The following is a 26,831-nucleotide window of genomic DNA, read 5'->3' as shown; positions in this document are numbered from 1 at the left end:
AACCAGGATCAAGCGATGTTTGCAACCTACCGACCGATCCTCTCGCTGCTTCGCGGCACGGCATTTCTGCTCGCCGCATCCGGCCTGCACGGCCTGCTGTTGCCGCTGCGCGGCCAGATCGAGGGCTTTTCGACGGCATCGCTCGGCCTGATGGGCACGGCCTGGGCAGGCGGCTTCGTCACCGGCTGTTTCTTCGCCCCGCGGCTCGTGCGCCGCGCCGGCCATGTCAGGGCCTTCGGCGCCTTCGCCGCGTCGGGCGCCATCATCGCGCTGCTCACCGGCCTCATCATCGACGAGTATTTCTGGATCCTTTTGCGGGCCTTCACCGGCTTCACCATGGCCGGCGCCTTCATGGTGATCGAGAGCTGGCTGAACGAGAAGGCCACCAACGAGAACCGCGGCACCGTCTTCGGCCTCTATATGATGGTCACCTATGCCTCGATCATGGGCGGCCAGATGATCGTCGCCGGCGGCGATGTGCGGTCGGCTTCGCTGTTCATGATCACCGGCATCCTGTTTTGCCTGTCGCTCATCCCGACGGCGGTTTCTACCCAATCGACCCCGAAACCGCTGCAGGACGTCAAGCTCGACGTCAAAGGCCTCTACGCCAATTCGCCGGTGTCGGCGGTGGCCTGCCTCCTGGTCGGCATCGCCAACGGCGCCTGGGGCACGCTGGGCGCGGTCTATGGCGCCCGCATCGGCATATCGACCGCCCAGATCGCGCTGATGATGAGCCTGGTGGTCATCGCCGGCGCCGCCATGCAGCTTCCAGCCGGGCGCCTTTCCGATACAACCGACCGCCGCTTCGTGCTGGCGGGTGCTGCCTTCGGCGCGGCCCTGGTCGCGGTGCTGATCTTCCTGATCGCACCGCGTTCGGGTGTCTTCGTCATCGTGCTGACCGCCGCCTATGGCGGTTTCGCCTACACGCTCTATTCGATCGCCGTCGCGCATGCCAACGACCACGCCCGCGCCGAGGACTTCGTCAAGGTTTCCGGCGGCCTGCTTCTGCTCTACGGCTTCGGCACCATGATCGGTCCGCTTTTGGCCGCGGCTTTGATGGGGTGGGTGCGTGCGGAGGGGCTTTTTCTTGCAACCGCGCTCGCGCATCTCAGCCTCGCCGGTTACACGCTGCTGCGCATCCGTGCCCGCGCGCCGGTACCGATCGAAAACCGCGATGCCTTCAAGACGCAACCCGCGGACCGCGCGCTCACGCCCGAGGCCACGCGGCTCGATCCGCGCAGAAAGGTTGAAACCGACGGTTGAGATTTGGAAAACTTTGCCCCACAAATAAGGTATGAACTTTTCTGATGCCTTCGTGGCGATAGCCGATCCCAATCGGCGCTATCTCTTGGAAGAACTCCGGCGCGGCCCGAAGACGGTAAACGAACTGGCGGCCGGATTGCCCGTCTCGCGCCCGGCTGTTTCCCAGCACCTGAAGGTTCTGCTCGATGCCGGCCTGGTCAAGGCCAAGGCCGAAGGCACAAGGCGTGTCTATACCGTCAGCACCGCCGGCTTCCTCAGGCTCAACATCTGGCTCGACCAGTTCTGGGAAACGGCGCCGGGGGAATAGGCCGCCGGCTGGAGGCCTCAATTCGCCAGATCCAGTGCCGCGCCAAGCGCGTCGAGCAGTTCGCCGGTTCCGTGCTCGCGCGTGGCTGGCGAGTCGATGCCGTCGAAGAAGGCCCCCTGCTCCGTCAGGATAAGCCGCGTTCTCTTGCCTTCCGCGATAAGCTCGATCGTTGCAAGCGACACCGAGACCCGCGTTTCGCCAAACAAGAGCTCATAGCTGTAGACGATGCGCCGGTTTGGCACGATGTCCTGATAGACCGCGTTGTAGAAATGCATCTGCCCATCGCTGGGGCAGCCTGCATTCACCTCCTTGCCGCCGACACGAAAATCCATTTCATGCCGGCTCGGCATCGGGTTGTCGGGATCGAAGAACCATCGCTTCTTGGCCTCGGGATCGCTGAGGGCGAAATAGACCTTGGCCGGCTCTTGCGGATAGACGCGCTCGATGACGAAGGTGGAATGGACAACGGATCGTTCGGTCATGACGGGACCCTTCAGCTTTCATCTTTCGTTTCAGCGAGAAAATCGCCGAGACGATCGAGGCGACGCTCCCAGGCAAGCCGCCGCTCGTTGATCCAGTTCTCCGCTGCCCTCAGCGCCTTCGGTTCGATCTGGCAGGTGCGCACCCGGCCAAGCTTTTCGGTCCTGACCAGGCCGCTCGCCTCGAGCACGTTGAGATGCTGGACGACGGCCGACAATGACATCGCCAGCGGCTCGGCCAGCTGGCTGACCGACGCCGGCCCCCGCGACAGCCGGTCCACCATCTGGCGCCGGGCTGGATCGGCGAGCGCCTGGAACATCAGGTCGAGCTGGGAGGGATCGTGCAGCATCTCGCTCTAGCCGTTGTTATAGGGGAAGAGCTTGAAATAGGGCTGCGCTTCCTCGATGACGCGGGCGAAGGACGGGCGCGCCAACAGCCGGTCGTGATAGCGTTTCACCTCCGGGAATTTTTCGCCGAACGGCTCGACCTTGTTGGCGTAGAACAGTGCCGGCGAAGCGGCGCAGTCGGCCATGGTGAAGCTCTCGCCCACCGCCCAGGTCCTTCCCGCCATCTCTTCTTCGATAATGGCGTAAGAATTGCGCAGCTGCGCGCGGGCTTCCTCGACGCCGAACGGGTCGGTCTTGTTCTTTGGCCGCAAGCGGTCGCCGACGATCTTCTGCATCGGATGCTGCACGTAAAAATCGTAGAAGCGGTCGGCCTGGCGGACCTGCAAAGCGAGATCGACATCGGCCGGAACAAGCTCGACCGGCCCCGGATAATGCGCGGCGAGATATTCGACCACGATGGTGGATTCCAGCACCGTGCGGTCTCGCGCATCGTCACGCAGCGCCGGCATCTTGCCGGTCGGCGACACCTTCAGGAAGGCGGCGCGGGAAGCCTCGTCGCCGAGGTCGACGATCACCCGTTCGAAAGGCGTGCCGTTCTCGTAGAACGCGATCAACGGTTTCCAGCAGAACGAAGCCAGCGGGTGGAAATGCAGCGTCAGGGACATTCTCGCTCTCTTTCGCATTCGGATATAGCGCAATACTGAAGTAATTACTTCACTATTGACGCAAGCCCGCCGAGTCAAGCCGGAGCTTCTGCGCCTAGTGGTGGGCGACGATGGCATCTACGATCTGCGGCGAGTCGTTGCGGTGCAGTTCGTGACCGCCGCCTTCGATCCGCACCAGCCTTGCGCCGGGAACGGCCTTGGCGAGCGCTTCGGCATGCTCGATCGGAAAGAGCGGATCGGTGGTGCCGTGGATGACGAGCAGCGGAGCCGTCAGGTCTCGCACCGTCCGTTTTGGGCCGCCGCCCTTGAGCAGGAAATGGTTGGTCGCGCTGGCGAGACCGCCGGAGCGATCGTAGTCCGCCTCGATCATCGCGCGCGTGCGCGTCTCGTCGAACGGATGCGAAGTGCTTGCAATCGCGCGGGCGTCCTTGACCATGAAATCGAGCACCTGCTTCCTGTGCGACCAGTCGACATCGGCGCCTTGAGCCGAATGTTTCTTGTAGGCCTCGGTCGTGCCGGGCAGGCCGGACGTATCGACACCGAGCGGCGAGCTTGAGATCACGGTGAGCGCGCCGACACGTTCGGGATATTTCAGCGCCACGTTCTGTGCGATCATGCCGCCCATCGACATGCCGGCTACATGCGCCTTGCCGACCCCGTGGTCGTCGAGCACACGGACCGCATCGTCCACCATATCCTCGAATGTGTAGGGCGGCGCCCCCGGCGGATATTTGGTCGACAGTCCAGTGTCGCGATTGTCGTAGCGGATGACGAAGCGGCCGCGCCCCGCGAGTTGCCGGCAGAAGGCTTCCGGCCACCACAGCATCGAGGCCATGGCGCCCATAATCAGAAGGACCGCCGGATCGGCCGGATCGCCGAAGGCTTGCGAAACGATGTCGGGGCGCTGGGTTGCAGCAGTCATCTGCTCCTCCAATCTGATTGCATTATGCAATCAGTTGCACGATAATCAAACCGATATCATAATGCAACTGGTTTTTCTGGAGACTGCCATGAACATCGACCGCCGGTCCGGTTGCCCGATCAATCTGTCGCTCGAGGTTTTTGGCGACCGCTGGAGCCTGATCATCCTGCGCGACATGATCTTTGGTGGCCGGCGCCATTTTCGCGAGTTGCTCAACTTCTCGCTGGAGGGCATCGCATCCAACATCCTGGCCGACCGGCTGAAGCGGCTGATGGCGCTCGGTCTGCTGACCAAGGCCGACGACCCCAGCCACAAGCAGAAGGCGATCTACAGCCTGACCGAGATGGCGATCACGCTCGTCCCGATCATGGCGCAGCTCGGCGCCTGGGGACGCGTCTGGCTTCCGGTCACGGAAGAACTGTCGATTCGCGCCGAACTGCTCGAAAAGGGCGGCCCGCCGCTATGGGAGCAATTCATGGACGAGTTGCGCCATGAGCATCTGGGTGCGCCTTCAAGGACACCGTCGGGCACGCCGACCGTGCGCCAGCAGTTGCGGGCCGCTTATGAGGCCGTCGTCGAGCGCAAGGCTGAGGAACTTCGCCACATCAAAACAGAAGCTTGAAGCGCGTTGCGCGCATCCGGTTCAGCGCGCCGCGATTTAAGATGAAGGGACGCACCTAAGCGCGTCAGATGCCCTCGCCGGCGAGTTCTTCCGAAAGCGTCGAAACCTGGTCCTGGGCGCTGCGCATCATCGGATAGATCGCCAGCACCTTTTGCCAGGCCTCCAGTGCCGACTGCTTGTGGCCGGTCTCGGTCATGATCTGGGCGAGGCCCGAGAGCGCGCCGAAATGACGCGGTTCAAGCTGCAGGGTGCGGTCGATGTCGGCCATCGACTTCCCGTAATTCTTCATCAGGAAATGCACGGTGGCGCGCCGGTTCCAGCCTTCGGCGTAGTCGGGCTGCAAGGTCACGACTTGGTCGAGGAAATCGAGCGCGACGTCGAATTTCTGGTCTTCCGTCGCCTTTTGCGCCCATTGCATCATCAGGTCGATCGAGGCGCTGGCCGACTGGTTCCATTCGCTCCAGATGCGGCCGGCGATGCGCTCGGCCGCCTTTTCATTGCGCTCGCGCTTCAACTCGGTGAACAGCTGGTCGAGGCGGCCCTGCCTGGTCGGCGCGGCCGGCGGCAGTGTCGTGGCGGGTGGCGCGGCATCTGGAGGCAGCGCGCCCGGCACCGTTTCTGCTTCCGCAGGCAAAGCTGCGCCGGACAGCAAAAGGGCGGTGAGAAATGCAAAACGAATCCGCATCGCCGGAATCTAATCCCGGACGGCGGATCGTCAAAGTGATTTTAGCGTGAAAGGGCCGGCGAACCGGCACCCGACATCAGCGCGGCGCGGCCTCGCTGGTGCATGTCGTCCACCCAAAACCGCTTGGCACGTTTGGGCGAGATGCACTAAGCCGCGAGCAAGGGTCAGCCCTGGCGCGCCTTGTAGCGCGGAGCGGTCTTATTGATGATGTAGATGCGTCCCTTGCGGCGAACCAGCCGGTTGTCGCGGTGACGCGCCTTGAGCGCCTTGAGCGAATTCTTGATCTTCATGGTCTTGCCTGTTCGGTCAGGGCCCGTCCCGGGCCGAATTTTAAAGGCGCGCCCGGAAAAAGCGCGCCTTTGAACTTGGCGTGGCTCATAAACGAGGAGTGTTGTCCGTGTCAACCACATGCGCGCGCCCGAATGCCACAAGGGACGCGGCATATCAAATATTTGCCATCCCGGCGGCGCGGCATTGCGCGACTCAAGGGCGACTGGGACGGTGACCCACGCCCAAGCGACTGGAGATCCCCATGCGCAGTCTTTTTCTGTCCGCCTGTGTTGTTCTCCTGGCGACCGCCCCGGCAGCCTTTGCCGAGGAGTGCGACCGCAACAACGACAGCCAGTCGATGCTTAACATCTGCGCGGATGCCGACTATCAGGCGGCCGATGCCAAGCTCAACGCCGTCTATAAGAATATCGTCAGCAGCGACGATCAGGCCTCGAACAAGCTGCTGCAGACGGCGCAGCGCGCTTGGATCGCCTTTCGTGACGCCGAATGCACTTATTCGACCGCCGACAGCGAAGGTGGCTCCATTCATCCGATGGAGGTGTCGCTGTGCCTGACAAAGCTCACCACCGAGCGCATAAAGCAGCTCTCCTCCGAGGCCAACTGCAAGCTGAGCGATCCGAGCTGTGCCGACTCCGACGCGGGCAGCGACGACCAGGATATGCAATAGAGCGTTATGGCTTCCTGATGAGGCGCGTGAAATGGCCCATCTTGCGGCCGGGTCGCGACTCGGCCTTGCCGTAGAGATGCAGCATCAGGTCGGGCTCGGCGAGCAGCTCCGGCACTTTCAGCATGTCGTCGCCGATCAGGTTTTCCATCACGCAATCGGAATGCCGGGCAGGCGAGCCCAGCGGCAGGCCAGCGATGGCGCGGATATGCTGCTCGAATTGCGAGACGACGCAGGCGGCCTCCGTCCAGTGGCCGGAATTGTGCACGCGCGGCGCCAGCTCGTTGGCTAGGAGCGAGCCATCGGCAAGCGCGAAGAACTCGACGCCGATAACGCCGACATAGTCGAGCGCGGCGAGGATTTTCGATGCCGCGTCCTTGGCGGCGGCAGCCGTTTGCGGGCGGATGGTCGCCGGCAAGGTCGAGCTGCGCAATATGCCTTCGCGATGGACATTCTCGGCCGGGTCGAAAGCGGCGACAGTTCCGTCGAGACCGCGCGCGGCGATCACCGAAATCTCGCGCTCGAAAGCGACGAGCGATTCCAGGATCAGCGGCACATTGCCCATTGCCTCGCAGGTACCGGCAAAGCAGCCCGTTTCCATGTTGCGGAAGACGCGCTGGCCTTTGCCGTCATAGCCCATGCGGCGGGTCTTCAGCACGCCGCTGCCGTTGAACGTCCTTAATGCCTCGGTGAGCTGGCCGTCATTGTCGACCGAGCGGAATTCGGCTGTGGGAATGCCGATGCCGTTCAAAAAGCTTTTCTCGGTGACGCGATCCTGCGCCACCTCGAGCGCGCGGGCCGGCGGATAGACCGGAACCCTCGCCGCCAGCGTTTCGGCGGCGCCGACCGGGACATTCTCGAATTCGTAGGTGACGACGGCGCTGGCGACAGCGAGCTCGGCAAGCGCCGCCGGATCGTCATAGGCGGCGACGATCTGCCGGTTGGCGACCTGGGCCGCCGGGCAGTCGGCCTGGGGCTCCAGGACGACGATGCGATAGCCGAGGCGGGCGGCAGCCATCGCCAGCATGCGGCCGAGTTGGCCGCCGCCGATGATGCCGATGGTCGATCCGGGCGCCAGGCTCACGGCGCGTCCGTGGGCTCGGTGGCGACCTTGGCGGTCTGCGCCGAACGCCAGGCGTCGAGCCGGGCGGCGAGCTTGTCGTCGTTGAGCGCCAGCACCGCCGCGGCGAGAAGCGCGGCATTGGCCGCGCCGGCCTTGCCGATCGCCAGTGTACCGACCGGGATGCCGGCCGGCATCTGCACGATGGAGAGCAGCGAATCCTGGCCGGACAGCGCCTTGGATTCGACCGGAACGCCGAAGACAGGCAGCGGCGTCATCGCCGCCGTCATGCCGGGCAGATGCGCCGCGCCGCCGGCGCCGGCGATGATCACCTTGTAACCGGCCGCCTTGGCGCCCTTGGCGAACTCATAGAGGCGGTCGGGGGTGCGATGCGCCGAGACGATCAGCCTTTTGTGCGGGATGCCCAGCGCATCCAGGGTTTCGGCCGCCTGGCGCATCGTCGCCCAGTCGGACTGGCTGCCCATGATGATGGCGACGTCGGCACGCTGATCGGTCAATGTTTCGCTCCCGGCGGCAAAGGCGCGCCTTAGCGGAATTCGCCGATAGCCGCAAGGATTGTCGAGGCTGCGCGGCTTAATCCGGCCAGCGCAGCGCGCCCGACGAATCCTTGCGCGCCACTTTCATCGCGTCAGCCGGCCGGTCCTTCGCCGTCAGCACCGCGCGCAGCCGCTCGGCCACGATCTCCGCCTCGCCTGGATGCAAATTGCAAGGGTCGAGGAAGAAATGGCCGCGCTCGACCTCGTGATTGCGCACGATGATCGGCGGCGAGCCGGCAGCGAGCGCGGAGGCAAGTCCGGCAGCCGTGAAGCGGCTCTCCGGGCGTACGAACACCTGCAGGCGATCGAGAGGGTTGTTGGTCGGGTCGGGAATGATCTGCGCATTGATACCCGGAATGCCCTGGACCGCGTCCTTCCACAGATTGAGCGCCGCCTCCTCGCGCTGGCGGATGCCGGCATGGTCGCGCTTTTCCCAGGCGTCGAGCGCCGCCATGGTGCCGGCGATGCTTTCCTTGCCGATCTTCATCGCGCGGGCCACGCCGCGATTCTGCAGATAGGCGGCGCGCACCAGATCCTTTCGGCCGGTGACGATGCCGCTGGTCGGGCCGCTCAAGAATTTGTGGCCGCTATAGACGACGATGTCGGCGCCGCGCGCCAGAAAGCTGCGCAGATCATATTCCGAGGCGGCGTCGACGATCACCGGAATTTTTTTGGCATGACAGATCTCGCAGAACTCCTCCAGCGAAAGCATGCCGTACTGCACCGTATGGTGGGCGACGACGTAGAGAGCCGCCGCCGTGCGCTCATTGATTGCCTCGCGCACATGGTAGTCCTGCGTGACGCTGACGGTGCCGGCCGGAATGACCTTGGCGCCGGCGACGCGGATCGACTGGTCGATGGGCGCGCCATAGTTGACGATGTGGCCAAGCTGGATCACGACTTCCGACTTCAGCCCTTCCGTGTCGTCCGGCAGCCGCTCGACTGCCAGAAGGTTGGTGCCGGTCATCGCGCCGGCGATCGCCATGGTGATGCCTGAGGCGCAGCAGGCGGTTATGAAGCCGGCCTCACCGCCGGTGAGACGGGCGACGACCGCGCTCGCTGCGCGCTGCAGATCGTCCATCTCCACCCATTGCGAGGCCATCTCAGCCATGGCGCTGATCGCCTCGGGCACGATGATCGAAGCACCCAACGCCGTCATCGTGCCCGAGACATTGATGATGGGTCTCAGCCCCAGGCGCTCGCGGATGGTGGTGTTGGAGCCGGCGCCGGAATAGGTTTTCATGTGAGTGGACTCCGTTAGTCAGGCGGCGATCTCGACGACCGCTTCGATTTCGACGGTGATGTTGCCAGGCAGCGAGCCGACGCCGATCGCCGAGCGGGCATGGCCGCCGATCTTGTCGAAGACATCGGCGAAAAGGTCCGAGCAGCCGTTGACCACCTTCGGGTGGTCGCTGAAGGTCGGGGTTGCGTTGACGAAGCCGAGCAACTTCACCACGCGCACGATGCGGCCGAGGTCGCCCGCCGCCGCATGCATGACGGCAAGCAGGTTGAGGCCGGTAAGGCGGGCATGCTCATAAGCCTGCTCCACGGTGACGTTGTCGCCGACCTTGCCGGTGCACAGCGTGCCGTCAGCGCGCAGCGGTCCCTGGCCCGAAAGGAAGATCAGACGGCCGCTCTCGGCATGGGTGACGAAATTGGCGATGGGTGTCGGCGGCTCGGGCAGGGTCAGGCCGAGTTCGGCGAGCCGTTCGTAAGGCGACATGGAAGGGTACTCCTTGGATGGCGAGAGCCATCCGCTTTCAGAAATGCGAGGCGCGGAAACGCGCCAGGAAGGTGCGCAGCCGCTCATTGGTGGTCTCCGCGGCAAGGACCTCCTTCGGCGGCCCAACGGCCGAGACGCCGCCATCGGCCATGAAGACGATGCGGCTGGAGGCGTCGCGGGCGAAGGCCATTTCATGCGTCACCATCACCATGGTCATGCCGTCCTCGGCAAGGCTTTTCACCACGGCCAGCACCTCGCCCACGAGCTCGGGGTCGAGCGCCGAGGTGATCTCGTCGAGCAGCAGGATTTTCGGTTCCATGGCGACGGCGCGGGCAATGCCGACGCGCTGCTGCTGGCCGCCGGAGAGCTCCGCCGGAAGGCTGTCGGCCTTGTGGGCGAGGCCGACGCGAGCCAGCCAGTGCTCGGCGATGGCGCGGGCCTCGGCACTGCCCTTGCCGCGCACCTTGGTGAGGCCGAGCATGATGTTGCCGGCGGCGGTCAGATGCGGGAAGAGGTTGAAGCTCTGGAACACCATGCCGGTTTCAGCGCGCATGGCCGCCAAATCGCGCTCGCTGCGGCGCTGGCGCGTCGCCGCGTCACGGTATCCGACTTCCTTGCCGTCGATGCGGATCGACCCCGAATCATAGCTTTCGAGGAAGTTGACGCAGCGCAAAAGCGTGGTCTTGCCGCTGCCGGACGGGCCGATGATGGTGACCACCTCGCCCTTGGCGACCTGCAGGCTGACCGAGCGCAACACCGCGACCGGGCCGAAGGATTTCGAGACCTCGGCGATCTCGAGAAGCGCTGGGCTGTTGTTGGAGCTGGTGGCCATGGCGTTAGTCCCGGATGAAGGCGAAGCGCCGTTCCAGCATGCGGCTGGCGTAGGAAAGCGCGTAGTTGACGGCGAAATAGATCAGGGCGCCGAGGATATAGAGCGGCATCGCCTCATAGGTGCGGCCGATGACCTGGTTGACCGCCTGCATGAGGTCGGTGATGCCGAGCAGCGAGACCAGGGCGCTGCCCTTGACGGCATCGGTGACGCCGTTGATCCAGGGCGGCAGGAAGCGGCGGAAGGCCTGCGGGAAGATGACCGAGGTGAGGCGCTGGCGGAAGGTGAGGCCGATCGCCATCGCCGCTTCCGACTGGCCTTTCGGTATCGACGCGACGGCGCCGCGCACATATTCGACGACCTGCGCCGTCTTGAACAGCGTGAGCGCCAGCACCGCCGCCCAGAAGGACTGCAGATGCAGTCCGACCGCGGGCAGGCCGTAGTAGACGAAGAACATCAGCACCAGGATCGGGATGCCGCGGATGGTGTCCGAGAAAATGCGCACCGCCCAACGCAGCGGCGCCGGCCCATAGACGAGGCCGACGCCCAGCAGGACGCCCGCAATCAAAGACAGGACCACGACCAGCAGCGAGACCCACAAGGTCACAGCGAAGCCTTCGGCAAGGAACGGCAGGGCGTAGAGGATCTGGCTCAGCATCTCAGCGCGCCGCCCTGAACCGGCGTTCGACCAGCCTGAGCGCGAACAGCAGCGCGTAGCCGGTCACCAGATACATCGCCGTTGTCACCAGATAGACCTCGACGATGCGGAAGGTGTTGAAGTTGATCCACTGGGCGCCATAGGTCAGCTCGGGCACGGAGATGACCGAAGCGATCGAGGTGTCCTTGAACAGCGAGATGAAGGTGTTGGACAGCGCCGGCAGCGTGATGCGCAGCATCGTCGGCAGGCGTACGTGGACCAGGCGCTGCCACGGCGTCAGGCCGATCGCCTTGCCGGCATCGAGCTGGCCGCGCGGCACGGCTTCCAGGCCGGAGCGGAACACTTCGACCAGATAAGCGCCGCTATAGACCGACAGCGTCACGACAAAAGAGGTGGGCGCGCTGTAAGCGAGGTCTATGACGGTCGGCACACCGTAGAAGACGAGATAGACCAGCAGGATCAGCGGCACGTTGCGGATGAATTCGACATAGGCCGCGATGATCGTGCGCACGACGCGCCCGGCCGAGACGTACCAGACCGCCAGCACCAGCCCGATGACGATGCCGATGGCGATCGAGATTACGGCGAGCTCGAGGCTGAGCAGCAAGCCGCCCCACAGCTTGTCGAAATGCCGCCAGATCAGGTTGAAATTGAGCGTATAGCCCATGCGTCCGTCTCAATGGCCCGCGGTGACGAACAATCTCTTGTTTTGGCGCAATTTCGAACGGAAAACCGCTTCACACTTTTCCTGAAATTGCTCAAGGATTCGTCACCCGGGTGGCCCGTGTCGAGGAGAAACAGGCGGAAGAGCGCCTGTCGCGCTCCTCCGCCGGTTTGGCGCAGGCTCGGTCAGATGACCGGGAAGCCTGGATGGCGCGGCGGCGGCTCCTGGCCGAAATATTCCTTGAAGGCGGCGTCGTAGAGCGCCGTCTCGTGGCCGAACATGGCAATGGTGAAGGTCTGGTTGACGAAGATCAGCCAATCGAGGTCGCCTTGCCGGACGGCAGCGCCGTAAAGCATCGAGTACCAGCTCTTGCCGGCATCGAAATATTTGTCCGGGTTGCGCGAGGCGAGCCAGCGCACGGTCGACAGATCGACGGCCGCGGCGTCGGCTCGCTTGGATTCCAGCGCTTGCAGCACGTTCGCCTGGGTGTCGATCTGCAGCACCTGAGCCTGCGGCAAGGCGAAATGCACCGAGCTTTCGGCGTCGACATTCTGCAAGATCGAGACCCGGGTGTTGGCGCCATTGGCGAGGAGCTTGTCGAAGGTCTTGTTTTCGGAGCCGGGCAGCGTCAGCAGCGCCACGCCCTCGACATAGTAGGGCCGCGAGAAATGGATCAGCTGCGAGCGCTGCGCGGTCATGGTCATGAACTGGATGGTGATGTCGACCTTGTTGGTCGTCACGTTGGGGATGCGCTGCGCCGGGTCCTGGGTGACGAACTCGACCTTGGTCGGGTCGTCGAAGAGGCCCTTGGCGAGGATGCGGCCCATGGTGATGTCCATGCCGACCAATTCGCCGGCGTCGTTCTCGAAATGCCACGGCGCGTTGGTGCTGCCGGTGCCGACGATCAGCTTGCCGCGGTCGAGCGCGGTGCGCAGGACGCTGTCGGACGCGGCTTGCGCGGCTGCCTTCTCGGCGCTGATGGCGGTGAGCGCGCCGGCGGTGGCCAGTCCCGCCATTCCCAGTTTCAGAAAATCACGTCTGCCGGATGTGTCGTTCACGGCGACCTCCTTTGATGGTGTGTTCCCCAATGCAGCAGAAATACGCATCGCAATCAGCGATTGTCTCTTACAAGAGACGTGTGTATCCTGTACAAGACAGATACTAGCATCAGGAATCGACAATGCAAGATGGTGAAACGATGAGCGGCTGGGCGGCGGAAGCCCCGCAGGAGGAGCGGCCGGCCGTCTCGCGCGAAAAGGGCCTCAACAGGGTTCTGAACATCCTGGAATTCCTGCACGCCAACCAGCGGGCGATCGGCATCGGCGAGCTGGCCAAGGGTCTGGGCGCGCCACGCTCGACCACCTACACGCTGGTGCGCGAGCTGGTCGAAGCCGGGCTCCTGGAAATGGCCGGCGACGGCAATCGCGTCTATTTCGGCAAGAAGCTCTATCTCTACGGGATGGCTTATATGCGCGGCAACGACCTGCTCAGGCGAGGCCGCCAGGAGGTCGACACGCTGTCGCGCGAGACCGGCGAGACGTCGGAGCTTTGCATGCTGCAGAGCGGCCGCTATACGATCGTCCATTCCAGCCCGGGCACGAGGCCCTTCCGCATCAGCTCGGCCACCGGCCTGCAGATCCCGCTGCCCTGGACGGCTTCCGGCCGGCTGCTGCTTGCGGGCCTCGACCGCAGCCGGATCGAAGCAATGGTCACGGAAGACGATCTCGTGCTGCCGGACGGCCGCAAGATCGAGCTCGACGACTTCATCGACGACATCGCTCGGGCACGCGTCACCGGCTATTGCGTCACGTCGGGCCTTGTCGACGCCTACACCAAATGCCTGGCAGCGCCCGTGTTCTCGGCGCCTGGCAAGGTCGAGGCGACGATGTGCCTTGTGGTGCCGATCGACACATCGGACGCGCGGACAGGCGAACTGGTCGCGCTGCTGCGCGAGCGCGCCGCCCGGCTTTCGATCTCGTGACGGCGTTGAACCGGTTATCGATCCAAGGCGTGTTGAGATTCAGGTCAGGCCGAGCCGAGAATGGTGGCTTCCGAGAACCGGAGCGGAGCGTACTTGAGGTACGTGAGCACCGGAAGCGCAGGAAGCCGCCATTCGCAGGCCGGCCTCACCTGAATATCGACACGCCTTAGGCGATGATGTCGGGAATGATGCGGTCTTCCAGCGCCGACAGCCGGTCCTTCAGCATCAGCTTCTTCTTCTTCATGCGCTGGATCTGAAGCGGATCACAACCGGTGGCGATCATCGCGTTGATGGCGGCGTCGAAATCGGCGTGTTCCTGTTTGAGCCGGGAATATTCGAGGCGTATTTCAGCCTGTTCCTGTTCGGACATTATCTACCGTTTTGCGTATGCGTCGCCCAATCGGGCTGTCTGGGCGGGGCCGGTCGGGTTTCTGTCTGTGACCGGCGCGCAGCCCTTATCACATTTCACTTTGTCGTGGAATGCTACCACGTGTCATTCGACATCGAGATCGGTTGGTGGCAAAGTGTCATTGTGCCGTCACAGTCTCAACCTGCGGTGGACGTGCCTGCGACGGCTGCAATCGAGGAAACCATGAAAGGGAGAACCAATCATGTCTCTTGCATCCCATCTTGATGAGTTGCAGCGGAAACACGGTGATATCGAGCGTGAGCTTATCGACGCCATGAACCATCCTTCGGTGGACGACCTCGAAATCGTGAATCTCAAGCGACGCAAGCTGGCAATCAAGGACGAGATTGAAAAGCTGAAAGGGAAACCGACCTCGCACTGAGCATCCTTTAAGGCAGCATCACCGCTCCCGCCGCGGTGCCAACCTACCGGTGGCAAGAAATGCCACCGGCCTGTTGTCTTTAACTGAATCATCTGATCATTTTTGCGTAGATCTTGCGGCCCAAGGCTTTTGCATGAGCCCTGTGGCCGCTGATCGCAGGTGGATCGATTTGCAGGCCTTGCGGCCGCTTGCCATTGACAAGCCATCTTTGCTCCGCCACCTCATGCCCGGAACTTTCAGATGAAGGCGACCGGCATGACCGGATATTTTTCCTCTCCCTTCCCGCGGCGCACGTCGGTCGGCGTGTCGGTCGGCGGTGTGATGGTTGGCGGCGGCGCTCCGGTCGTCGTGCAGTCGATGACCAACACCGACACCGCCGATATCGACCAGACGGTCGCCCAGGTCGCGGCGCTGCATCGCGCCGGCTCGGAGATCGTGCGCATCACGGTCGACCGCGACGAGAGCGCCGCGGCGGTCCCGCGCATCCACGAGAGGCTGTTGCGGCTTGGCATCGATGTACCGCTGGTCGGCGACTTCCACTATATCGGCCACAAGCTCTTGGCCGATCACCCGGCCTGCGCCGAGGCGCTGGCCAAATACCGCATCAATCCCGGCAATGTCGGCTTCAAGGACAAGAAGGACCGCCAGTTCGCGGCGATCGTCGAAATGGCGATCAAGCACGACAAGCCGGTGCGCATCGGCGTCAACTGGGGCTCGCTCGACCAGGAGCTTTTGACCCGGCTGATGGACCAGAACCAGGCTCAGGGCTCGCCGCTCACCGCGCAGGAAGTGACGCGCGAGGCGATCGTCCAGTCGGCGATCCTGTCGGCCGAGATGGCCGAGGAGATCGGACTTGGCCGCGACAAGATCATCCTATCGGCCAAGGTCAGCGGCGTGCAGGACCTGATCGCCGTCTATACCGAGCTTGCCACACGCTCCGACCATGCGCTGCATCTGGGTCTCACCGAGGCCGGCATGGGCACCAAGGGCATTGTCGCCTCTTCCGCGGCGATGGGCATCCTGCTGCAGCAGGGCATCGGCGATACGATCCGCATCTCGCTGACGCCGGAGCCGAATGGCGACCGCACGCGCGAGGTGCAGGTGTCGCAGGAACTCTTGCAGACTATGGGCTTCCGCCAGTTTGTGCCGATCGTTGCCGCCTGCCCCGGCTGCGGCCGCACGACGTCGACCGTGTTCCAGGAACTCGCCCAGAGCATCCAGGCCGATATCCGCAAGAACATGCCGGTGTGGCGCGAGAAATATCCGGGCGTCGAGAACCTCAAGGTCGCGGTCATGGGCTGCATCGTCAACGGCCCCGGCGAATCCAAGCATGCCGATATCGGCATCTCGCTGCCCGGCACCGGCGAGACGCCGACGGCGCCTGTCTTCATCGACGGCAAGAAGGCGGCGACGTTGCGCGGTCCGTCCATCGCGCAGGATTTCGAGAAAATGGTCGGCGATTATATCGAGCAGCGCTACGGACACGGCAAGGCCGCGGCCGAGTAGGCCGATGCACCGTTTCCTCACGGTCGCCCTGGCCTTGCTTTGCAGCCTGAGTTGGGTGGCAGGCGCGTCCGCCGACCCGCCGCACTCGAAATCGGCTGCCAAGCGGTTGATCAACCGTGTCTGCGATCTGATCGAAGCCCAGGCCCAGCAGAATGGCCTGCCCAAGGATTTCTTCGCCAGGCTGATCTGGAAGGAAAGCCGCTTCGATCCGAACGCGGTGAGCCCGGTCGGCGCCGAAGGCATCGCGCAATTCATGCCCGGCACCGCCAAGATGCGCGGCCTGGCCAATTCCTTCGACATCGAGCAGGCGCTTCCCGCCTCGGCGAAATATCTCGCCGAGATGAAGGCAGGCTACGGCAATCTCGGCCTCGCGGCGGCGGCCTACAATGCCGGCGAGAACCGTGTGTCGCGTTGGCTGGATTCCGGCGGCTTCCTGCCGATGGAGACGGAAAGCTATGTCTTCGACATCATGGGCGAACCCGTCGACAAATTCTCGGACAAATCTTACGCCGGCACCGTCGAGCCGCTCGACCCCAAGATGAGCTTTGCGGTCGCCTGCCGCAGGCTGCCGGTGATCATGTCGCGGACCGTCGCCATGGCCTCGATCAACGTCAAGCCGTGGGGCGTGCAGGTGGCGGGCAATTTCCGCCGCTCGGCGGCGATCGGCCAATGGCTGAGAGTCAAAGGCCGGTTCCCGGCGCTGCTCGCCAGCCATGACCCGGTGGTCAGCCGGGTGCGCACGCCGATCGGCCGACGCGGCATCTACGCGGTCAGGATCGGCGCCGACTCGCGCGGCGAGGCCAACGGCATCTGCGACAAGCTGCAAAGCGTCGGCGGTGCCTGCGTGGTGATGCGCAACCGATAGCAGTAGGCCGGAAAGAAACGTCGGCGGGACAGCACCCCCCTCTGTCCTGCCGGCCATCTCCCCCGCAAGGGGGGAGATCAGACGTCGCGCCGGCCTTCGCCAATCGCCAACGTCGCAGGACTGAGCGAGGCGCCGAAACTGCCAATCTCCCCCCTTGCGGGGGAGATGGCCGGCAGGCCAGAGGGGGGTTGGCGGGAACTCGGCAGTCGATCCTTATCGAGAGCCGCCCTCGTTCGGCGAAACGCTCAAGCCGTCTTCGCCGTCACCGTCTCGCTGAGCCAGGTGCCGATCTTGGCGCCGAGGCGATCGGGCGACACCGGCTTCGGCAGATAGTCGTCCATGCCGGCCTCGATGCATTTCTCGCGGTCGCCCTTGAGCGCATGCGCGGTGACGCCGATGATCGGCGTGTGATCGCCGCTCTGCTCCTCGATCACGCGGATGGCGCGGGTTGCCTCGTAGCCGTTCATCTCCGGCATGGAGACGTCCATCAGCACCAGGCGGGGGCGCAGCGCACGGTACATTTCGACCGCCGTGCGGCCGTTGCCGGCGATGCGGTAGCTCAGCCCGAAACCATTGAGGATCTGGCCGAAGACCAGCTGGTTCACATCATTGTCCTCGGCGATCAGGATATCGATCGGGCCGCTCGGCGCTACGGTCGGTTCCAGTGCTGCCGGCACGGGAACCGCCGGGCCGCGGATGACGGTGAAGGCCGGCGGCGCCGCCTGCGCCGCGACCGGCTCGCGCACGAAATGAGCCTTGGCGCCCTGCGTGCGCGCCTTCTGGATGGCGGAGATCACCGTGCCCAGCAGCACCGCCGAACGCGCTGGCTTGGTGAGATGCGCGACGATGCCGAAATCGATGACCATCCTGCCGAAATCGACCTGGTCGACCGAGGTGAGCAGTACGACCGGGATGGACGAAAGACGGCTGTCCGAGGCGATCGCCTTAGCGACATCTGCGCCGTTCATGCCGGGCATCTGGTAGTCGAGGATGATGCAGTCGACCGAGGCGCCGAGCTGGCAGGCGCGGTCGAGGAAGGCAAGGCCGACGGCGCCGCTTTCGGCGGCCGCGCAGTCGAAGCTCCAGCTTCTGAGCTGCTCCAGCAGGATCTCGCGGTTGACCGGATTGTCGTCGATGACCAGCACCCGGGCGCCGGTGACGTCGACTGGCACCAGCTTGTCGGCCGCCTCCTGGTTGTGCGCGGGCAGCGGCACGGCGAACCAGAAGACGGAGCCGCGGCCGATCTCGCTTTCGACGCCGATCTTGCCGCCCATCAGGTCGACAAGCCGGGCGCCGATTGCGAGGCCAAGCCCGGTGCCTTCGTGGCGGCGGGTCGACGAGCCGTCGACCTGGGCGAACTTCTCGAACACGCTTTGCAGCTTTTCGGCCGGGATGCCGATGCCGGTATCCTCGACGCGGACCTTGAGCTGGACCACACCGTTGACGACATCGCCGCCGACATCGACCAGCACATGGCCTTTCTCGGTGAACTTCACGGCGTTGCCGAGCAAATTGGTGACGATCTGGCGGAAGCGCCCTGCATCGCCGACGACGAAGGCCGGCAGGCGCGGATCGACGCGCACGATGAGCTCGAGGTTCTTTTCGGCAACGCGCGCCGAGACCAGCGTCGCCACATCCTCGACCGCTTCTGCCAGGCGGAAGGGCGCGGGGTCGAGCGTCAGTTGGCCGGCATTGATCTTCGAGAAATCGAGGATGTCGTTGATGATGGTGAGCAGCGCGTTGCCGGATTTGACGATGACGTCGGTGAAGGTCTTCTGGCGCGGCGTGAGTTCCGTCTTGGCCAGCAGCTCGGCCATGCCGAGCACGCCGTTCATCGGCGTGCGGATCTCATGGCTCATATTGGCGAGGAATTCCGACTTGGCGCGATCGGCGGCTTCGGCCTTGAACAGCGACGCGGCGCTCTCGGCGAAGGCGCGGCGGATCGCGTTCTCCATCGGCCGGAAGATCAGAACCGCGGCGATGCCAAGCACGGCAAACAGCAACCCGCTCGCCCACAGCAGCAGCCGGTCGTTGGAAGCGTCGGCGAGGCGACGCTCCTCGTCGAGCGCGGTGCGCACCTTGACCAGCATCGGCTGCGCGAACAGGTCGTTCTGATTGCGGATTTCGCGGTAGCTCCATTCATCGACCTTCTGGGCGGTCGACATCAGATTGAAGTTGCGCACCATGTCGCGTGCCGACCAGAACAGGTCGTTGTTCACCGAAGCGGTATCCAGCGTGTTGATGGTGTTCCTGGACAGGCGCGGCTTGATCGCGGCAAGCTGGGCGTTCAGGATCTCGATCTCGCCCGTCAGCCGCTCGGAATGCCCGCGCGCGGCGGCGGTCAGCGCATCGCGCGTTTCGCTGCGCCAGGCGGTGCCGGTCGTCTCGGCGAAATTGGTGGCGTTGCGCAGGTCGCGGGCGAAGATGACGAAATTGCCGCTGAGGGCATCGACCTCGTGGCGGTACGAATTCACACGGTTGAGCGCGAACATGACCGCCGCCGAAGCCAGCGCGAAGACAAGCAGTCCCGAAATGTAGCGAATCCGGATCGACCGGAGGAAGGAAGAATATTCCGGCATGCGCAACCCCAACACATACGCACAATTTTAATGGTCGGGATTACGCTTGATTTACATTAAGATTTCGTTGGTGGGCGAGATCCCCCTGCGCTGACGGATCAGGTCGGGCGGGTCGCTCTGCAAGCGGCCCGCTTTTGGTCAATTCAGACCACCCTATCCTTTGGCCCGATAGGCGTCGGGAATGACGAAGACCTCGTCGGCGCGGCCATAGCCCCCGTCGGGAACCTCCTCGATCAGCACCATCGTGTTCGGACGCACACCTTCGCCGAAATAGTCGACGAACATCTGCGTGGTCTTGTGGACCAGGTCCTCTTTTTGGGCCTTCGTGAGAGCGGCTTGCGGCATCTTGAAGTTGGCAAAGGGCATTTCCAGGTTCCTTTCAGGTTGGGTTGCAGGGCTTTGGACGAAGGAGGTCGGCAAGTCCGATGCGCTCAAGGAGCTGGGCGCGGACGCGGTCGGCGACGCCGTTGACGATGGCCGCACCGTCATCGGACGGGTCGATATGGACGCGGAACGGGCGGCGGCCATGCGGCATCGCCACGAGATCGACGATGGCCTCGGCGACTTTCGCGGGATCGGCATCGGCGGGCTCCAGGCCGGGCAAGACCTTTTAACGCCTGCTCATCCGCGCCGGCGCAAGGGCCGGACCAATAGGCCGCGGCGCGTTCGGTGTCGGCCGGCTTGCCGGAATGGGCGAAATGCTCGGTGCCCTTGGTGAAGGCGCCCGGCACGACGATGCTCGTCTCGATGCCGAAACGGGCAAGCTCCAGCGCGTAGCTCTGCGCCAGCGCATCCATGCCCGCCTTGGCGGCGAAATACGGCGCGAGGAATGGCGGCGTGCCGCCGCGCGTGCTGCTCGATCCAACCCATATCATCAAGGCCCGGCCAAGCGAGCGCATGCCGGGAAGGACGGCCCGGTTGACGCGCTGGGTGCCAAGCACATTGACGTCGTAGAGCTGCGCCAGCTGTTCCGGCGTGAAGGCTTCGACAGGTCCGAACACCATGTGGCCGGCATTGTGGATAACGACGTCGATGCGGCCGGCTTCCGCGAGGATGGTTTCCACGGCCGCCTCGATCGACGGTTCCGACAGCACGTCGAGCGCGATGGCGCGGATCGCCAGGTTCTCGTCGCGGGCTAGTCTTTCGATCTCGGCCGCGGCGGCGCCTCCACGCGCTTGCGGATCGCGCATCGAGGCATAGACCCGGTGGCCGACCCTGGCGAGCGCCTTCGCCGTCATCGCGCCAAAACCGCTCGATGCGCCGGTGATGAGAATTGTCCGCTGCATGACCGCCTTCCTCAGATAGCGCCGCCATTGGCGCGGATGGTCTGACCGTTGACCCAGTGGCTGTCCGGACCGGCTAGGAAGGCGACGAGCCCGCCGATATCGTCGGGCTGGCCGAGGCGGCCGAGCGGGATGAGCCTTGTGATCGCCTCGATCTGCGCGGCGCTCTTGCCGTCGGTGAAGAGTTCGGTGTCGACCGGGCCGGGCGCGACGGCATTGACCGTGATGCGGCGCGGGCCGAGCTCCTTGGCAAGGATATGCGTCATGGCCTCGACGCCGGCCTTGGTCGCGGCATAGACGCCGTAGGCCGGCTGGTAGAAGCCCACGACACTTGAAGAAAAATTGATGATGCGGCCGCCATCGTTCAATCGCCTTGCAGCTTCACGCATGCCGCGGAATGTGCCGCCGAGATTGATGGCGAGCTGGCGTTCGAATGCAGCGTCGTCGGTGTCGGCGATCGCCGACAGCTGCATCATGCCGGCATTGTTGATGAGGATGTCGGCCTTGCCAAAGGCCTTTTCGGCCGCGTCGAACAAGGTGGCCATGCCAGTCGGTTCGCCGATATCGGCCTGCACCGCGAGAGCGGCGCCGCCGGCGGCCTCTATGGCCGAGACGACCTCGCCGGCCGCGTCTTTGCCGCGCGCATAATTGACGATGACGGCGATCTCGTCCCGGGCGAGCCGCTTGGCGATCGCGGCGCCGATGCCTCTCGATGCGCCTGTCACGATCGCGGTTCTTGTCTTGTGCATGATCGGTCTCCGTTCGTTTGTTGTGAAGCGGATATAGATTGTCCCGCCTTCCGGATAATCGCCCTGGTATTGACAGCAGCATTCGGATGGAGCGAACAATCAGCCCATGGATCGATTGGACAGGATGCGGCTGTTCGTCCGCGTGGTGGAGCGGCGCAATTTCACCGCGGCCGCGGCCGATCTCGGCCTGCCGCGATCGACCGCGACCGAAGCGATCCAGCAACTGGAGGAGCATCTGGGGACAAGGCTGCTGGACCGCACCACGCGCCATGTCGCCACGACGCTCGACGGGCAGGCCTACTACGAGCGCTGCCTTTTCATCCTTGGCGAGGTGGAGGATGCCGAGGCCGGGTTCCGCAGCGCCGAACCGCGAGGTCTATTGCGCATCGATGCGCATCCGCTGATCACGCAGCGCTTCCTTTTGCCGGAACTACCCGCCTTCCTCGAACGATATCCCGAGATCGGCCTGCATATCGGCCAGGGTGACCGGCTGGTCGACCTGGTGCGCGAAGGCGTCGATTGCGTGATCCGCGCCGGTGAACCGCAGGACAGCGGCATGATCATGCGACGCCTGGCGATGATTAGCGAGATCACCTGCGCGAGCCCGAGCTATCTGAAGCGGCATGGGATGCCGGCCTCACCGGAAGCGCTGGACGGCCATCAGGCGGTCGGGTTCGTCTCCTCGCGCACGGGCGAGGTCCTGCCGCTGGAGTTCACGATCGGCTCAACGGTGCGTCAGGTCACGTTGCCCGGCCGGCTGCGTGTGAATAATTCCGACACCGCCGTCGCGCTGGCGCGCCTCGGTCTCGGGCTTCTGCAAGCGCCACGCTACCGGCTGGAAAAGGACCTCACGGAGGGGACGCTGGTCGAGGTTCTGGGGGATTTTCCACCAACGCCGACGCCGCTCTCGGCGCTCTATGCGCAGAACCGCCAGCTCGCGCCGCGACTGCGTGTGTTCCTGGAATGGGCGTCGGGCATTTTCGCCAAGGCAAAACTGTGAAACCGGTTCGGCTCGGCTAATACCCACGTCTTCAGTTATTGCGCGTCGCCACAAAAGTCGCGGCTTCCTTGAGCAACTCCGCCTGCTCTCCATAAGGCTCGAGCAGCGCATGCGCCTGGTCGATCAGGCCGTGCAACTGGCCGCGCGCCCAGTCGGGTCCGTGCAGCGCGGCAAGCGTGGCCTTGCCGGCGGCGGCGTCCTTGTTCGTCGCCTTGCCCATCTGCTTTGCGTCGGCCGTCAGGTCGAGCAGGTCGTCGGCAAGCTGGAAGGCAAGCCCGATCGCCGAGCCGAATTCGGCCAGCCGCTCGCGGTCGGCGGGCGGCGCGCCGGCGACGATCGCGCCGGCCTCGCAGGCGAAGCGGATCAGCGCGCCGGTCTTCATGGCCTGCAACGTGATAACGCCCGCCTCGTCCGGCCGTTTGCGCTCGGCTTCGAGATCGAACATCTGGCCGCCGACCATGCCGCCGGCGCCGGCCGCACGCGAGAGCGCCAGCACGAGCGCCACCCTACGGTCGGCAGGCAAGGCCGTCGCCTCGTCGGCGATGATGTCGAAAGCCAAAGTCAGCAGCGCGTCGCCGGCGAGAATCGCTGTGGCTTCGTCGAAGGCCTTGTGCACCGTCGGCTGGCCGCGCCGCAAATCGTCGTCGTCCATCGCCGGCAGGTCGTCATGGATCAGCGAATAGCAATGCACGCATTCCAGCGCCGCGGCGACGCGCAGCGCCGCGTCGTTATCGGCGGAAAACAGCGCGGCGCTTTCCATGACCAGAAAAGGCCGCAGCCGTTTGCCGCCATTGAGCACGCCATGCCGCATGGCCGCCATCAGGCGCTCGGGCCGCGCGATCTCACTGGTGAGCGGACGCGCGTCGAGAATCCGGCGCAGCTCGGTCTCGACGGCGGCGGCGCGCATCAAAAGCGCGGTTTCGAAGGCGATCTGGTCGTCTTTGCCCATGGCCGGGAGCGGTAGCCGACACTCAGACATTGCGCAAGCAGGCGCGCGCCTTTATGCCGGAGAGGGCGAGGCACGGGTGGGACGGCTTGACGGAACCGATCGTCGAAGATGGAAGCGAGGGGCTGGACATGGCGCGGTCGCGGCGCCTGAGCCGCGCCAGTCTGAGGCGCATCGGCCGGCGCTGCCTGGTCGTCGCGCTCGTGCTGGCGGCCATCCCGGTCGTGCTCACCTTCCTGTACCTGCCGTCCTTCGTGCACCCTGTCTCGACGCTGATGCTGAAGGACCTCGCGACATTCTCCGGCTACGACCGGCGCTGGGTCTCGATCGATGACGTGGCGCCGGTGCTGGCGCATTCGGTGATCATGTCGGAGGACGGTCAATTCTGCTTCCATCGCGGCGTCGATCTGGGCGAATTGCGCGGCGTGGTCGACGACGCGCTGGCCGGCGAAGCGACGCGCGGCGCCTCCACCATCACCATGCAGACGGTGAAGAACCTTTTCCTGTGGTCGCGGCCGCTTGGCAGCGTGCGCAAGGTGGTCGAGCTGCCTTTGGCCGTCTATTTCGACGCGGTGATGTCGAAGCGGCGCATCATGGAGATCTATCTCAACATCGCCGAATGGGGGCCGGGCATCTACGGCATCGAGGCCGCCGCGCGGCATCATTTTGGCGTCTCGGCCAAGCAGTTGTCGCGAAGGCAGGCGGCGCTGCTGGCCGTCAGCCTGCCCAACCCGATCGCGCGCAATCCGGCCAAGCCGGGGCCGGGACTGAGACGTCTTGCGAGCTTGATCGAGCGCCGCGCCAGCCGGTCCGGCGCCTATGTCGGTTGTCTTGATTAGGGGCGTGATCCCGAAAAGTAGGAACCGGTTTTCGGAAAAGATCACGCTCCAACGAAGACCTGGACAAGGACGGCGTTTCGACGAAACGGCATCCTGATCCAAGCGAAGCGGCGCCCGCTCAAAAAAATTCGCGGCTAACGCTGGCCAAAACGGCGCAAGGCGTGTATAGGCACCCGACTTTCTCAGATTATGGCCTCGATGCGGCCCTTTCGCGAGGGTTGCCGGGGCATTTTGACCATGTAGTGGAGCATATCCATGGCCGTTCCAAAAAGAAAAACCTCTCCGTCGAAGCGCGGCATGCGCCGCTCCGCCGACGCCCTCAAGGCCCCGACCTATGTCGAGGACAAGAATTCCGGCGAAATGCGCCGCCCGCACCACATCGACCTGAAGACCGGCATGTATCGCGGCCGCCAGGTTCTGGAGCCGAAGGAAAGCTGAGAAGCTTCCAAGGTTTACGACTTTCAAAAGACCGGCCTCTGGCCGGTCTTTTTGTTTTGGCGCCCTGCCGGTCCGCCGACTTGCCCCGAAGTCGGCATGGGGTGGCTCTTTCAGAGATCGCGCCTGCAGGAGACGCGATGTCAGCCGGTCAACCAGCTGACATCGTTATTTCATTAGGTCTTACAGCGTGTTCGCCGCCGCGGCGAAAAACCTTGACGGCGCGCTTGCCGCGGATTTTACAAAAGGGTGCCCCATTGGAGTCGCCCAGATGTTCGGTGCCGTTCCGCTGCTGATCGTGCCCTTTGTCCTCTACAATCTCGGCCTGCTCGGATTGTTCGGCGGCGGCGACGATCCCTGGATGACCGAGATGTTCTCCTTCCGCATGATGTCGGGCGGCGTGTTCTCGATGACTCTCGGCGACCTGATGGTGCTGATCGGGCTGATCTTTCTCTTCGTCGAGATCTCGAAATCGGTGCGCACGACCAATGCCTCGATCCTGGATCACCTTCTGTCGACGCTGGTCTTCATCGCCTTCCTCGTAGAGTTCCTGCTGGTGAAGGGCGCGGCGCACTCCGTCTTCTTCACGCTGATGATCATCGCGCTGTTCGACGTGCTGGCCGGCTTCTCGGTGTCGATGCGGTCGGCAAGCCGCGACATCAATCTGAACTAACCCGGCAAGGAAGTTTTGACGGGCCGATTCCGTTGCCGGATGGCATGCGTTGACGGTTGGCGGAAACCGCCGGCTCGCGCAGACCATGGCAGCACGACAGATTCCGGCTGCCAACGCGGCCTCAACCTGTCAAGATCGCCCGACCGCTGAACCAGATCGTGACCTGCCCTCGTATCTCACCGCATGAACCTCATCGGCGCCGCGCTCCTCTTCCTCATCGCAATCCTCTTTGCCCTGGCCGGCGTCACCCGCGCCGGCGTCTGGCTGATCGAGCGACGCAGCCCGCCGGCCGGCGAGTTCGCCGAGATCAACGGCGCGCGCATCCATTATGTCCATATACCGGCGCCCGCCGGCGCCGACCTGCCGCCGGTCGTCTTCATCCATGGCGCCAGCGCCAATCTCATGGACCAGATGCTGCCGCTAAAACTCCTGCTCGAGGGCCGCGCCGAAATGCTGTTCCTCGACCGCCCGGGCTTCGGCTGGTCGGAACGCGGCGACAATGAAACGCTTGCCAAGCAAGCCGACACGATCGCCGCGCTGATGGACCGCCTCGGCATCGAAAAGGCGGTCATCGTCGCGCATTCCTTCGGCGGCGCGATCACCACGGCTTTCGCCCGCCAGCATCCAGAAAAAACAGCCGGTCTGGTCTTCGTGTCACCGGCCACGCATCCCTGGCCGGGCGGCGCGACCGCCTGGTACTACAAGCTCACCGCCATGCCGGTGGTCGGCTGGCTGTTTTCCGAAACGCTCGCCTATCCGGCCGGTATGTTGCGGATCAGCGATGCGACGGCTTGCGTCTTCTCGCCCAACAACCCGCCGGACGATTACATCGGCAGAGCTTCGATCCCGCTGGTGCTGCGACCGTCCGCCTTCCGCGCCAACGCCCGCGACGTCGCCCAGCTCTATGACTATGTCCGGGCCGCCTCGCCCGCTTACCGGGGAATCAAGGCGCCGACCGTCGTCATCTCGGGCGACCGCGACAAGGTGGTCTACGCGACGATCCACTCTGTCGGCCTCGAGCGCGACATTCCCGGCGCCGAACTGGTTTGGGTCCGCAATCTCGGCCACAAGCCGGACTGGATCGCGCCCGATCTCGTGGTCGGCGCAATCGAGAAGGCGGCCGGCGCGCCGATCGCCTTGCAAGCAATGGCAAGGACCGTGGAAGGCCGTATCGCCGGTGATGCCTATAACGACGGAAAATGCCCCGACATCAAAGCGCCCGACGCCGAGCTCGCGCCGACCTGATGAGTTGCGTTGCTATCGCCAAACGACCTCAGGTCAGTGCTGCCCCTCATCGCCCTGCCGGGCACTTCTCCCCGTATAGTGACGGGGAGAAGGACGCCGCCATCGACGATTTCGCCAATCGCCAAACTAGCAGGAAGGGCGCCAGGTTTGCGGCCAGCCCTCTTCTCCCCGTCACTATACGGGGAGAAGGTGCCGGCAGGCG

The 26,831-nt window shown here is 64.3% G+C and carries 32 protein-coding genes and 1 pseudogene; 13 read left to right on the top strand and 20 right to left on the bottom strand.

Annotated elements, in window-relative coordinates:
• Nucleotides 1-15 precede the first annotated feature (15 nt).
• Entirely contained in the window at nt 16-1,263 is a 1,248-nt protein-coding gene (locus CK230_RS08590; protein ID WP_095816748.1) for an MFS transporter, read from the top strand.
• A 31-nt stretch (nt 1,264-1,294) separates the two neighbouring features.
• Nucleotides 1,295-1,570: a metalloregulator ArsR/SmtB family transcription factor gene (locus CK230_RS08585; RefSeq protein ID WP_095816747.1), complete on the top strand. Its 276-nt coding sequence runs from the start codon at nt 1,295-1,297 to the stop codon at nt 1,568-1,570.
• A 17-nt stretch (nt 1,571-1,587) separates the two neighbouring features.
• Here the strand turns inward: CK230_RS08585 and CK230_RS08580 are convergent, their stop codons facing one another.
• The 4 genes from CK230_RS08580 to CK230_RS08565 form a co-directional block, all read right to left on the bottom strand.
• A complete protein-coding gene (locus tag CK230_RS08580; protein ID WP_095816746.1) occupies nt 1,588-2,052 on the bottom strand; it encodes an SRPBCC family protein in 465 nt (154 codons plus the stop codon).
• A gap of 11 nt (nt 2,053-2,063) precedes the next feature.
• On the bottom strand, nt 2,064-2,399 hold the full coding sequence (locus CK230_RS08575) for a metalloregulator ArsR/SmtB family transcription factor (RefSeq protein WP_095816745.1): 336 nt from the start codon (nt 2,397-2,399) through the stop codon (nt 2,064-2,066).
• A 6-nt stretch (nt 2,400-2,405) separates the two neighbouring features.
• Entirely contained in the window at nt 2,406-3,062 is a 657-nt protein-coding gene (locus tag CK230_RS08570; protein WP_095816744.1) for a glutathione S-transferase family protein, read from the bottom strand.
• A gap of 94 nt (nt 3,063-3,156) precedes the next feature.
• Nucleotides 3,157-3,984, bottom strand: coding sequence for an alpha/beta hydrolase (locus CK230_RS08565; RefSeq protein WP_095816743.1), 828 nt, complete (start codon nt 3,982-3,984; stop codon nt 3,157-3,159).
• A gap of 88 nt (nt 3,985-4,072) precedes the next feature.
• Here CK230_RS08565 and CK230_RS08560 point away from each other — a divergent pair, with 88 nt between their 5' ends.
• Nucleotides 4,073-4,606, top strand: a complete 534-nt coding sequence (locus CK230_RS08560; protein ID WP_095816988.1) for a helix-turn-helix domain-containing protein — start codon at nt 4,073-4,075, stop codon at nt 4,604-4,606.
• A gap of 64 nt (nt 4,607-4,670) precedes the next feature.
• Here the strand turns inward: CK230_RS08560 and CK230_RS08555 are convergent, their stop codons facing one another.
• Both CK230_RS08555 and ykgO read right to left on the bottom strand, forming a co-directional pair.
• A complete protein-coding gene (locus CK230_RS08555; protein WP_095816742.1) occupies nt 4,671-5,291 on the bottom strand; it encodes a hypothetical protein in 621 nt (206 codons plus the stop codon).
• Between the two features lie 164 nt (nt 5,292-5,455).
• Nucleotides 5,456-5,581 carry a type B 50S ribosomal protein L36 gene (gene ykgO, locus CK230_RS08550; protein WP_040974291.1) on the bottom strand — a complete coding sequence of 42 codons (126 nt, stop codon included), beginning with the start codon at nt 5,579-5,581 and terminating at the stop codon, nt 5,456-5,458.
• A 242-nt stretch (nt 5,582-5,823) separates the two neighbouring features.
• Here ykgO and CK230_RS08545 point away from each other — a divergent pair, with 242 nt between their 5' ends.
• Entirely contained in the window at nt 5,824-6,249 is a 426-nt protein-coding gene (locus CK230_RS08545) for a lysozyme inhibitor LprI family protein (RefSeq protein WP_095816741.1), read from the top strand.
• A gap of 4 nt (nt 6,250-6,253) precedes the next feature.
• On the opposite strand, the gene CK230_RS08540 is transcribed toward CK230_RS08545, so the two are convergent.
• The 8 genes from CK230_RS08540 to CK230_RS08505 form a co-directional block, all read right to left on the bottom strand.
• Entirely contained in the window at nt 6,254-7,330 is a 1,077-nt protein-coding gene (locus tag CK230_RS08540) for a 5-(carboxyamino)imidazole ribonucleotide synthase (protein WP_095816740.1), read from the bottom strand.
• Nucleotides 7,327-7,824, bottom strand: a complete 498-nt coding sequence (gene purE / locus CK230_RS08535) for a 5-(carboxyamino)imidazole ribonucleotide mutase (protein WP_095816739.1) — start codon at nt 7,822-7,824, stop codon at nt 7,327-7,329. The genes CK230_RS08540 and purE overlap by 4 nt, the downstream gene beginning before the upstream one ends.
• Nucleotides 7,825-7,900: 76 nt before the next feature.
• Nucleotides 7,901-9,106, bottom strand: coding sequence for an aminotransferase class V-fold PLP-dependent enzyme (locus CK230_RS08530; protein WP_095816738.1), 1,206 nt, complete (start codon nt 9,104-9,106; stop codon nt 7,901-7,903).
• Nucleotides 9,107-9,124: 18 nt separating this feature from the next.
• A complete protein-coding gene (locus tag CK230_RS08525; protein ID WP_095816737.1) occupies nt 9,125-9,586 on the bottom strand; it encodes a RidA family protein in 462 nt (153 codons plus the stop codon).
• Between the two features lie 37 nt (nt 9,587-9,623).
• A complete protein-coding gene (locus tag CK230_RS08520) occupies nt 9,624-10,418 on the bottom strand; it encodes an amino acid ABC transporter ATP-binding protein (RefSeq protein ID WP_095816736.1) in 795 nt (264 codons plus the stop codon).
• A 4-nt stretch (nt 10,419-10,422) separates the two neighbouring features.
• Nucleotides 10,423-11,073: an amino acid ABC transporter permease gene (locus CK230_RS08515; RefSeq protein WP_095816735.1), complete on the bottom strand. Its 651-nt coding sequence runs from the start codon at nt 11,071-11,073 to the stop codon at nt 10,423-10,425.
• Between the two features lies 1 nt (nt 11,074).
• Nucleotides 11,075-11,740, bottom strand: coding sequence for an amino acid ABC transporter permease (locus CK230_RS08510; protein ID WP_095816734.1), 666 nt, complete (start codon nt 11,738-11,740; stop codon nt 11,075-11,077).
• A 182-nt stretch (nt 11,741-11,922) separates the two neighbouring features.
• Complete coding sequence (locus CK230_RS08505; RefSeq protein WP_210201473.1) at nt 11,923-12,753, bottom strand: transporter substrate-binding domain-containing protein; 831 nt, start codon at nt 12,751-12,753, stop codon at nt 11,923-11,925.
• A gap of 164 nt (nt 12,754-12,917) precedes the next feature.
• On the opposite strand from CK230_RS08505, the gene CK230_RS08500 reads away from it, so the two are divergent.
• Nucleotides 12,918-13,718: an IclR family transcriptional regulator gene (locus CK230_RS08500; protein WP_095816732.1), complete on the top strand. Its 801-nt coding sequence runs from the start codon at nt 12,918-12,920 to the stop codon at nt 13,716-13,718.
• 166 nt (nt 13,719-13,884) lie between these two features.
• On the opposite strand, the gene CK230_RS08495 is transcribed toward CK230_RS08500, so the two are convergent.
• Nucleotides 13,885-14,088, bottom strand: coding sequence for a DUF465 domain-containing protein (locus CK230_RS08495; RefSeq protein WP_040985243.1), 204 nt, complete (start codon nt 14,086-14,088; stop codon nt 13,885-13,887).
• 241 nt (nt 14,089-14,329) lie between these two features.
• Between CK230_RS08495 and CK230_RS08490 the strand changes: the two genes are divergently transcribed.
• The 3 genes from CK230_RS08490 to CK230_RS08480 all read left to right on the top strand — a co-directional run bounded on the left by CK230_RS08490 (nt 14,330) and on the right by CK230_RS08480 (nt 16,880).
• Nucleotides 14,330-14,509 carry a YdcH family protein gene (locus tag CK230_RS08490; protein WP_095816731.1) on the top strand — a complete coding sequence of 60 codons (180 nt, stop codon included), beginning with the start codon at nt 14,330-14,332 and terminating at the stop codon, nt 14,507-14,509.
• Nucleotides 14,510-14,764: 255 nt separating this feature from the next.
• Nucleotides 14,765-16,015, top strand: a complete 1,251-nt coding sequence (ispG, locus tag CK230_RS08485) for a flavodoxin-dependent (E)-4-hydroxy-3-methylbut-2-enyl-diphosphate synthase (RefSeq protein ID WP_095816987.1) — start codon at nt 14,765-14,767, stop codon at nt 16,013-16,015.
• A 4-nt stretch (nt 16,016-16,019) separates the two neighbouring features.
• The gene (locus CK230_RS08480) at nt 16,020-16,880 is read left to right on the top strand and encodes a lytic transglycosylase domain-containing protein (protein WP_095816730.1); all 861 of its coding nucleotides are present in this window, start codon (nt 16,020-16,022) and stop codon (nt 16,878-16,880) included.
• 245 nt (nt 16,881-17,125) lie between these two features.
• Here CK230_RS08480 and CK230_RS08475 read toward each other — a convergent pair whose 3' ends face one another.
• The 4 genes and pseudogenes from CK230_RS08475 to CK230_RS08460 form a co-directional block, all read right to left on the bottom strand.
• Complete coding sequence (locus tag CK230_RS08475) at nt 17,126-19,459, bottom strand: response regulator (protein ID WP_095816729.1); 2,334 nt, start codon at nt 19,457-19,459, stop codon at nt 17,126-17,128.
• A gap of 153 nt (nt 19,460-19,612) precedes the next feature.
• On the bottom strand, nt 19,613-19,825 hold the full coding sequence (locus CK230_RS08470) for a 4-oxalocrotonate tautomerase family protein (protein ID WP_095816728.1): 213 nt from the start codon (nt 19,823-19,825) through the stop codon (nt 19,613-19,615).
• Nucleotides 19,826-19,838: 13 nt separating this feature from the next.
• Nucleotides 19,839-20,745: pseudogene (locus CK230_RS08465) on the bottom strand (SDR family oxidoreductase).
• A gap of 11 nt (nt 20,746-20,756) precedes the next feature.
• Complete coding sequence (locus CK230_RS08460; protein WP_176480050.1) at nt 20,757-21,491, bottom strand: SDR family oxidoreductase; 735 nt, start codon at nt 21,489-21,491, stop codon at nt 20,757-20,759.
• A 106-nt stretch (nt 21,492-21,597) separates the two neighbouring features.
• Between CK230_RS08460 and CK230_RS08455 the strand changes: the two genes are divergently transcribed.
• Entirely contained in the window at nt 21,598-22,491 is an 894-nt protein-coding gene (locus CK230_RS08455; protein WP_095816727.1) for a LysR family transcriptional regulator, read from the top strand.
• 31 nt (nt 22,492-22,522) lie between these two features.
• Here the strand turns inward: CK230_RS08455 and CK230_RS08450 are convergent, their stop codons facing one another.
• A complete protein-coding gene (locus CK230_RS08450; protein ID WP_245429870.1) occupies nt 22,523-23,398 on the bottom strand; it encodes a polyprenyl synthetase family protein in 876 nt (291 codons plus the stop codon).
• A 170-nt stretch (nt 23,399-23,568) separates the two neighbouring features.
• Between CK230_RS08450 and CK230_RS08445 the strand changes: the two genes are divergently transcribed.
• From CK230_RS08445 to CK230_RS08430, 4 genes are all read left to right on the top strand, one after another.
• Nucleotides 23,569-24,276 (top strand): transglycosylase domain-containing protein, encoded by a 708-nt coding sequence (locus CK230_RS08445; protein ID WP_176480066.1) that lies wholly within the window; start codon nt 23,569-23,571, stop codon nt 24,274-24,276.
• A gap of 255 nt (nt 24,277-24,531) precedes the next feature.
• A complete protein-coding gene (gene rpmF / locus CK230_RS08440; RefSeq protein WP_006203806.1) occupies nt 24,532-24,714 on the top strand; it encodes a 50S ribosomal protein L32 in 183 nt (60 codons plus the stop codon).
• A gap of 268 nt (nt 24,715-24,982) precedes the next feature.
• Nucleotides 24,983-25,384, top strand: coding sequence for a hypothetical protein (locus tag CK230_RS08435; RefSeq protein WP_095816725.1), 402 nt, complete (start codon nt 24,983-24,985; stop codon nt 25,382-25,384).
• Nucleotides 25,385-25,567: 183 nt separating this feature from the next.
• Nucleotides 25,568-26,629, top strand: a complete 1,062-nt coding sequence (locus tag CK230_RS08430) for an alpha/beta hydrolase (RefSeq protein WP_095816724.1) — start codon at nt 25,568-25,570, stop codon at nt 26,627-26,629.
• The last annotated feature ends 202 nt before the right edge of the window (nt 26,630-26,831 follow it).

It is taken from the genome of Mesorhizobium sp. WSM3859 (assembly GCF_002295065.1).
Taxonomy (GTDB): Bacteria; Pseudomonadota; Alphaproteobacteria; order Rhizobiales; family Rhizobiaceae; genus Mesorhizobium.
Note: the sequence above shows the minus strand (reverse complement) of the source record. Positions and strands in the feature narration are given on the sequence as shown.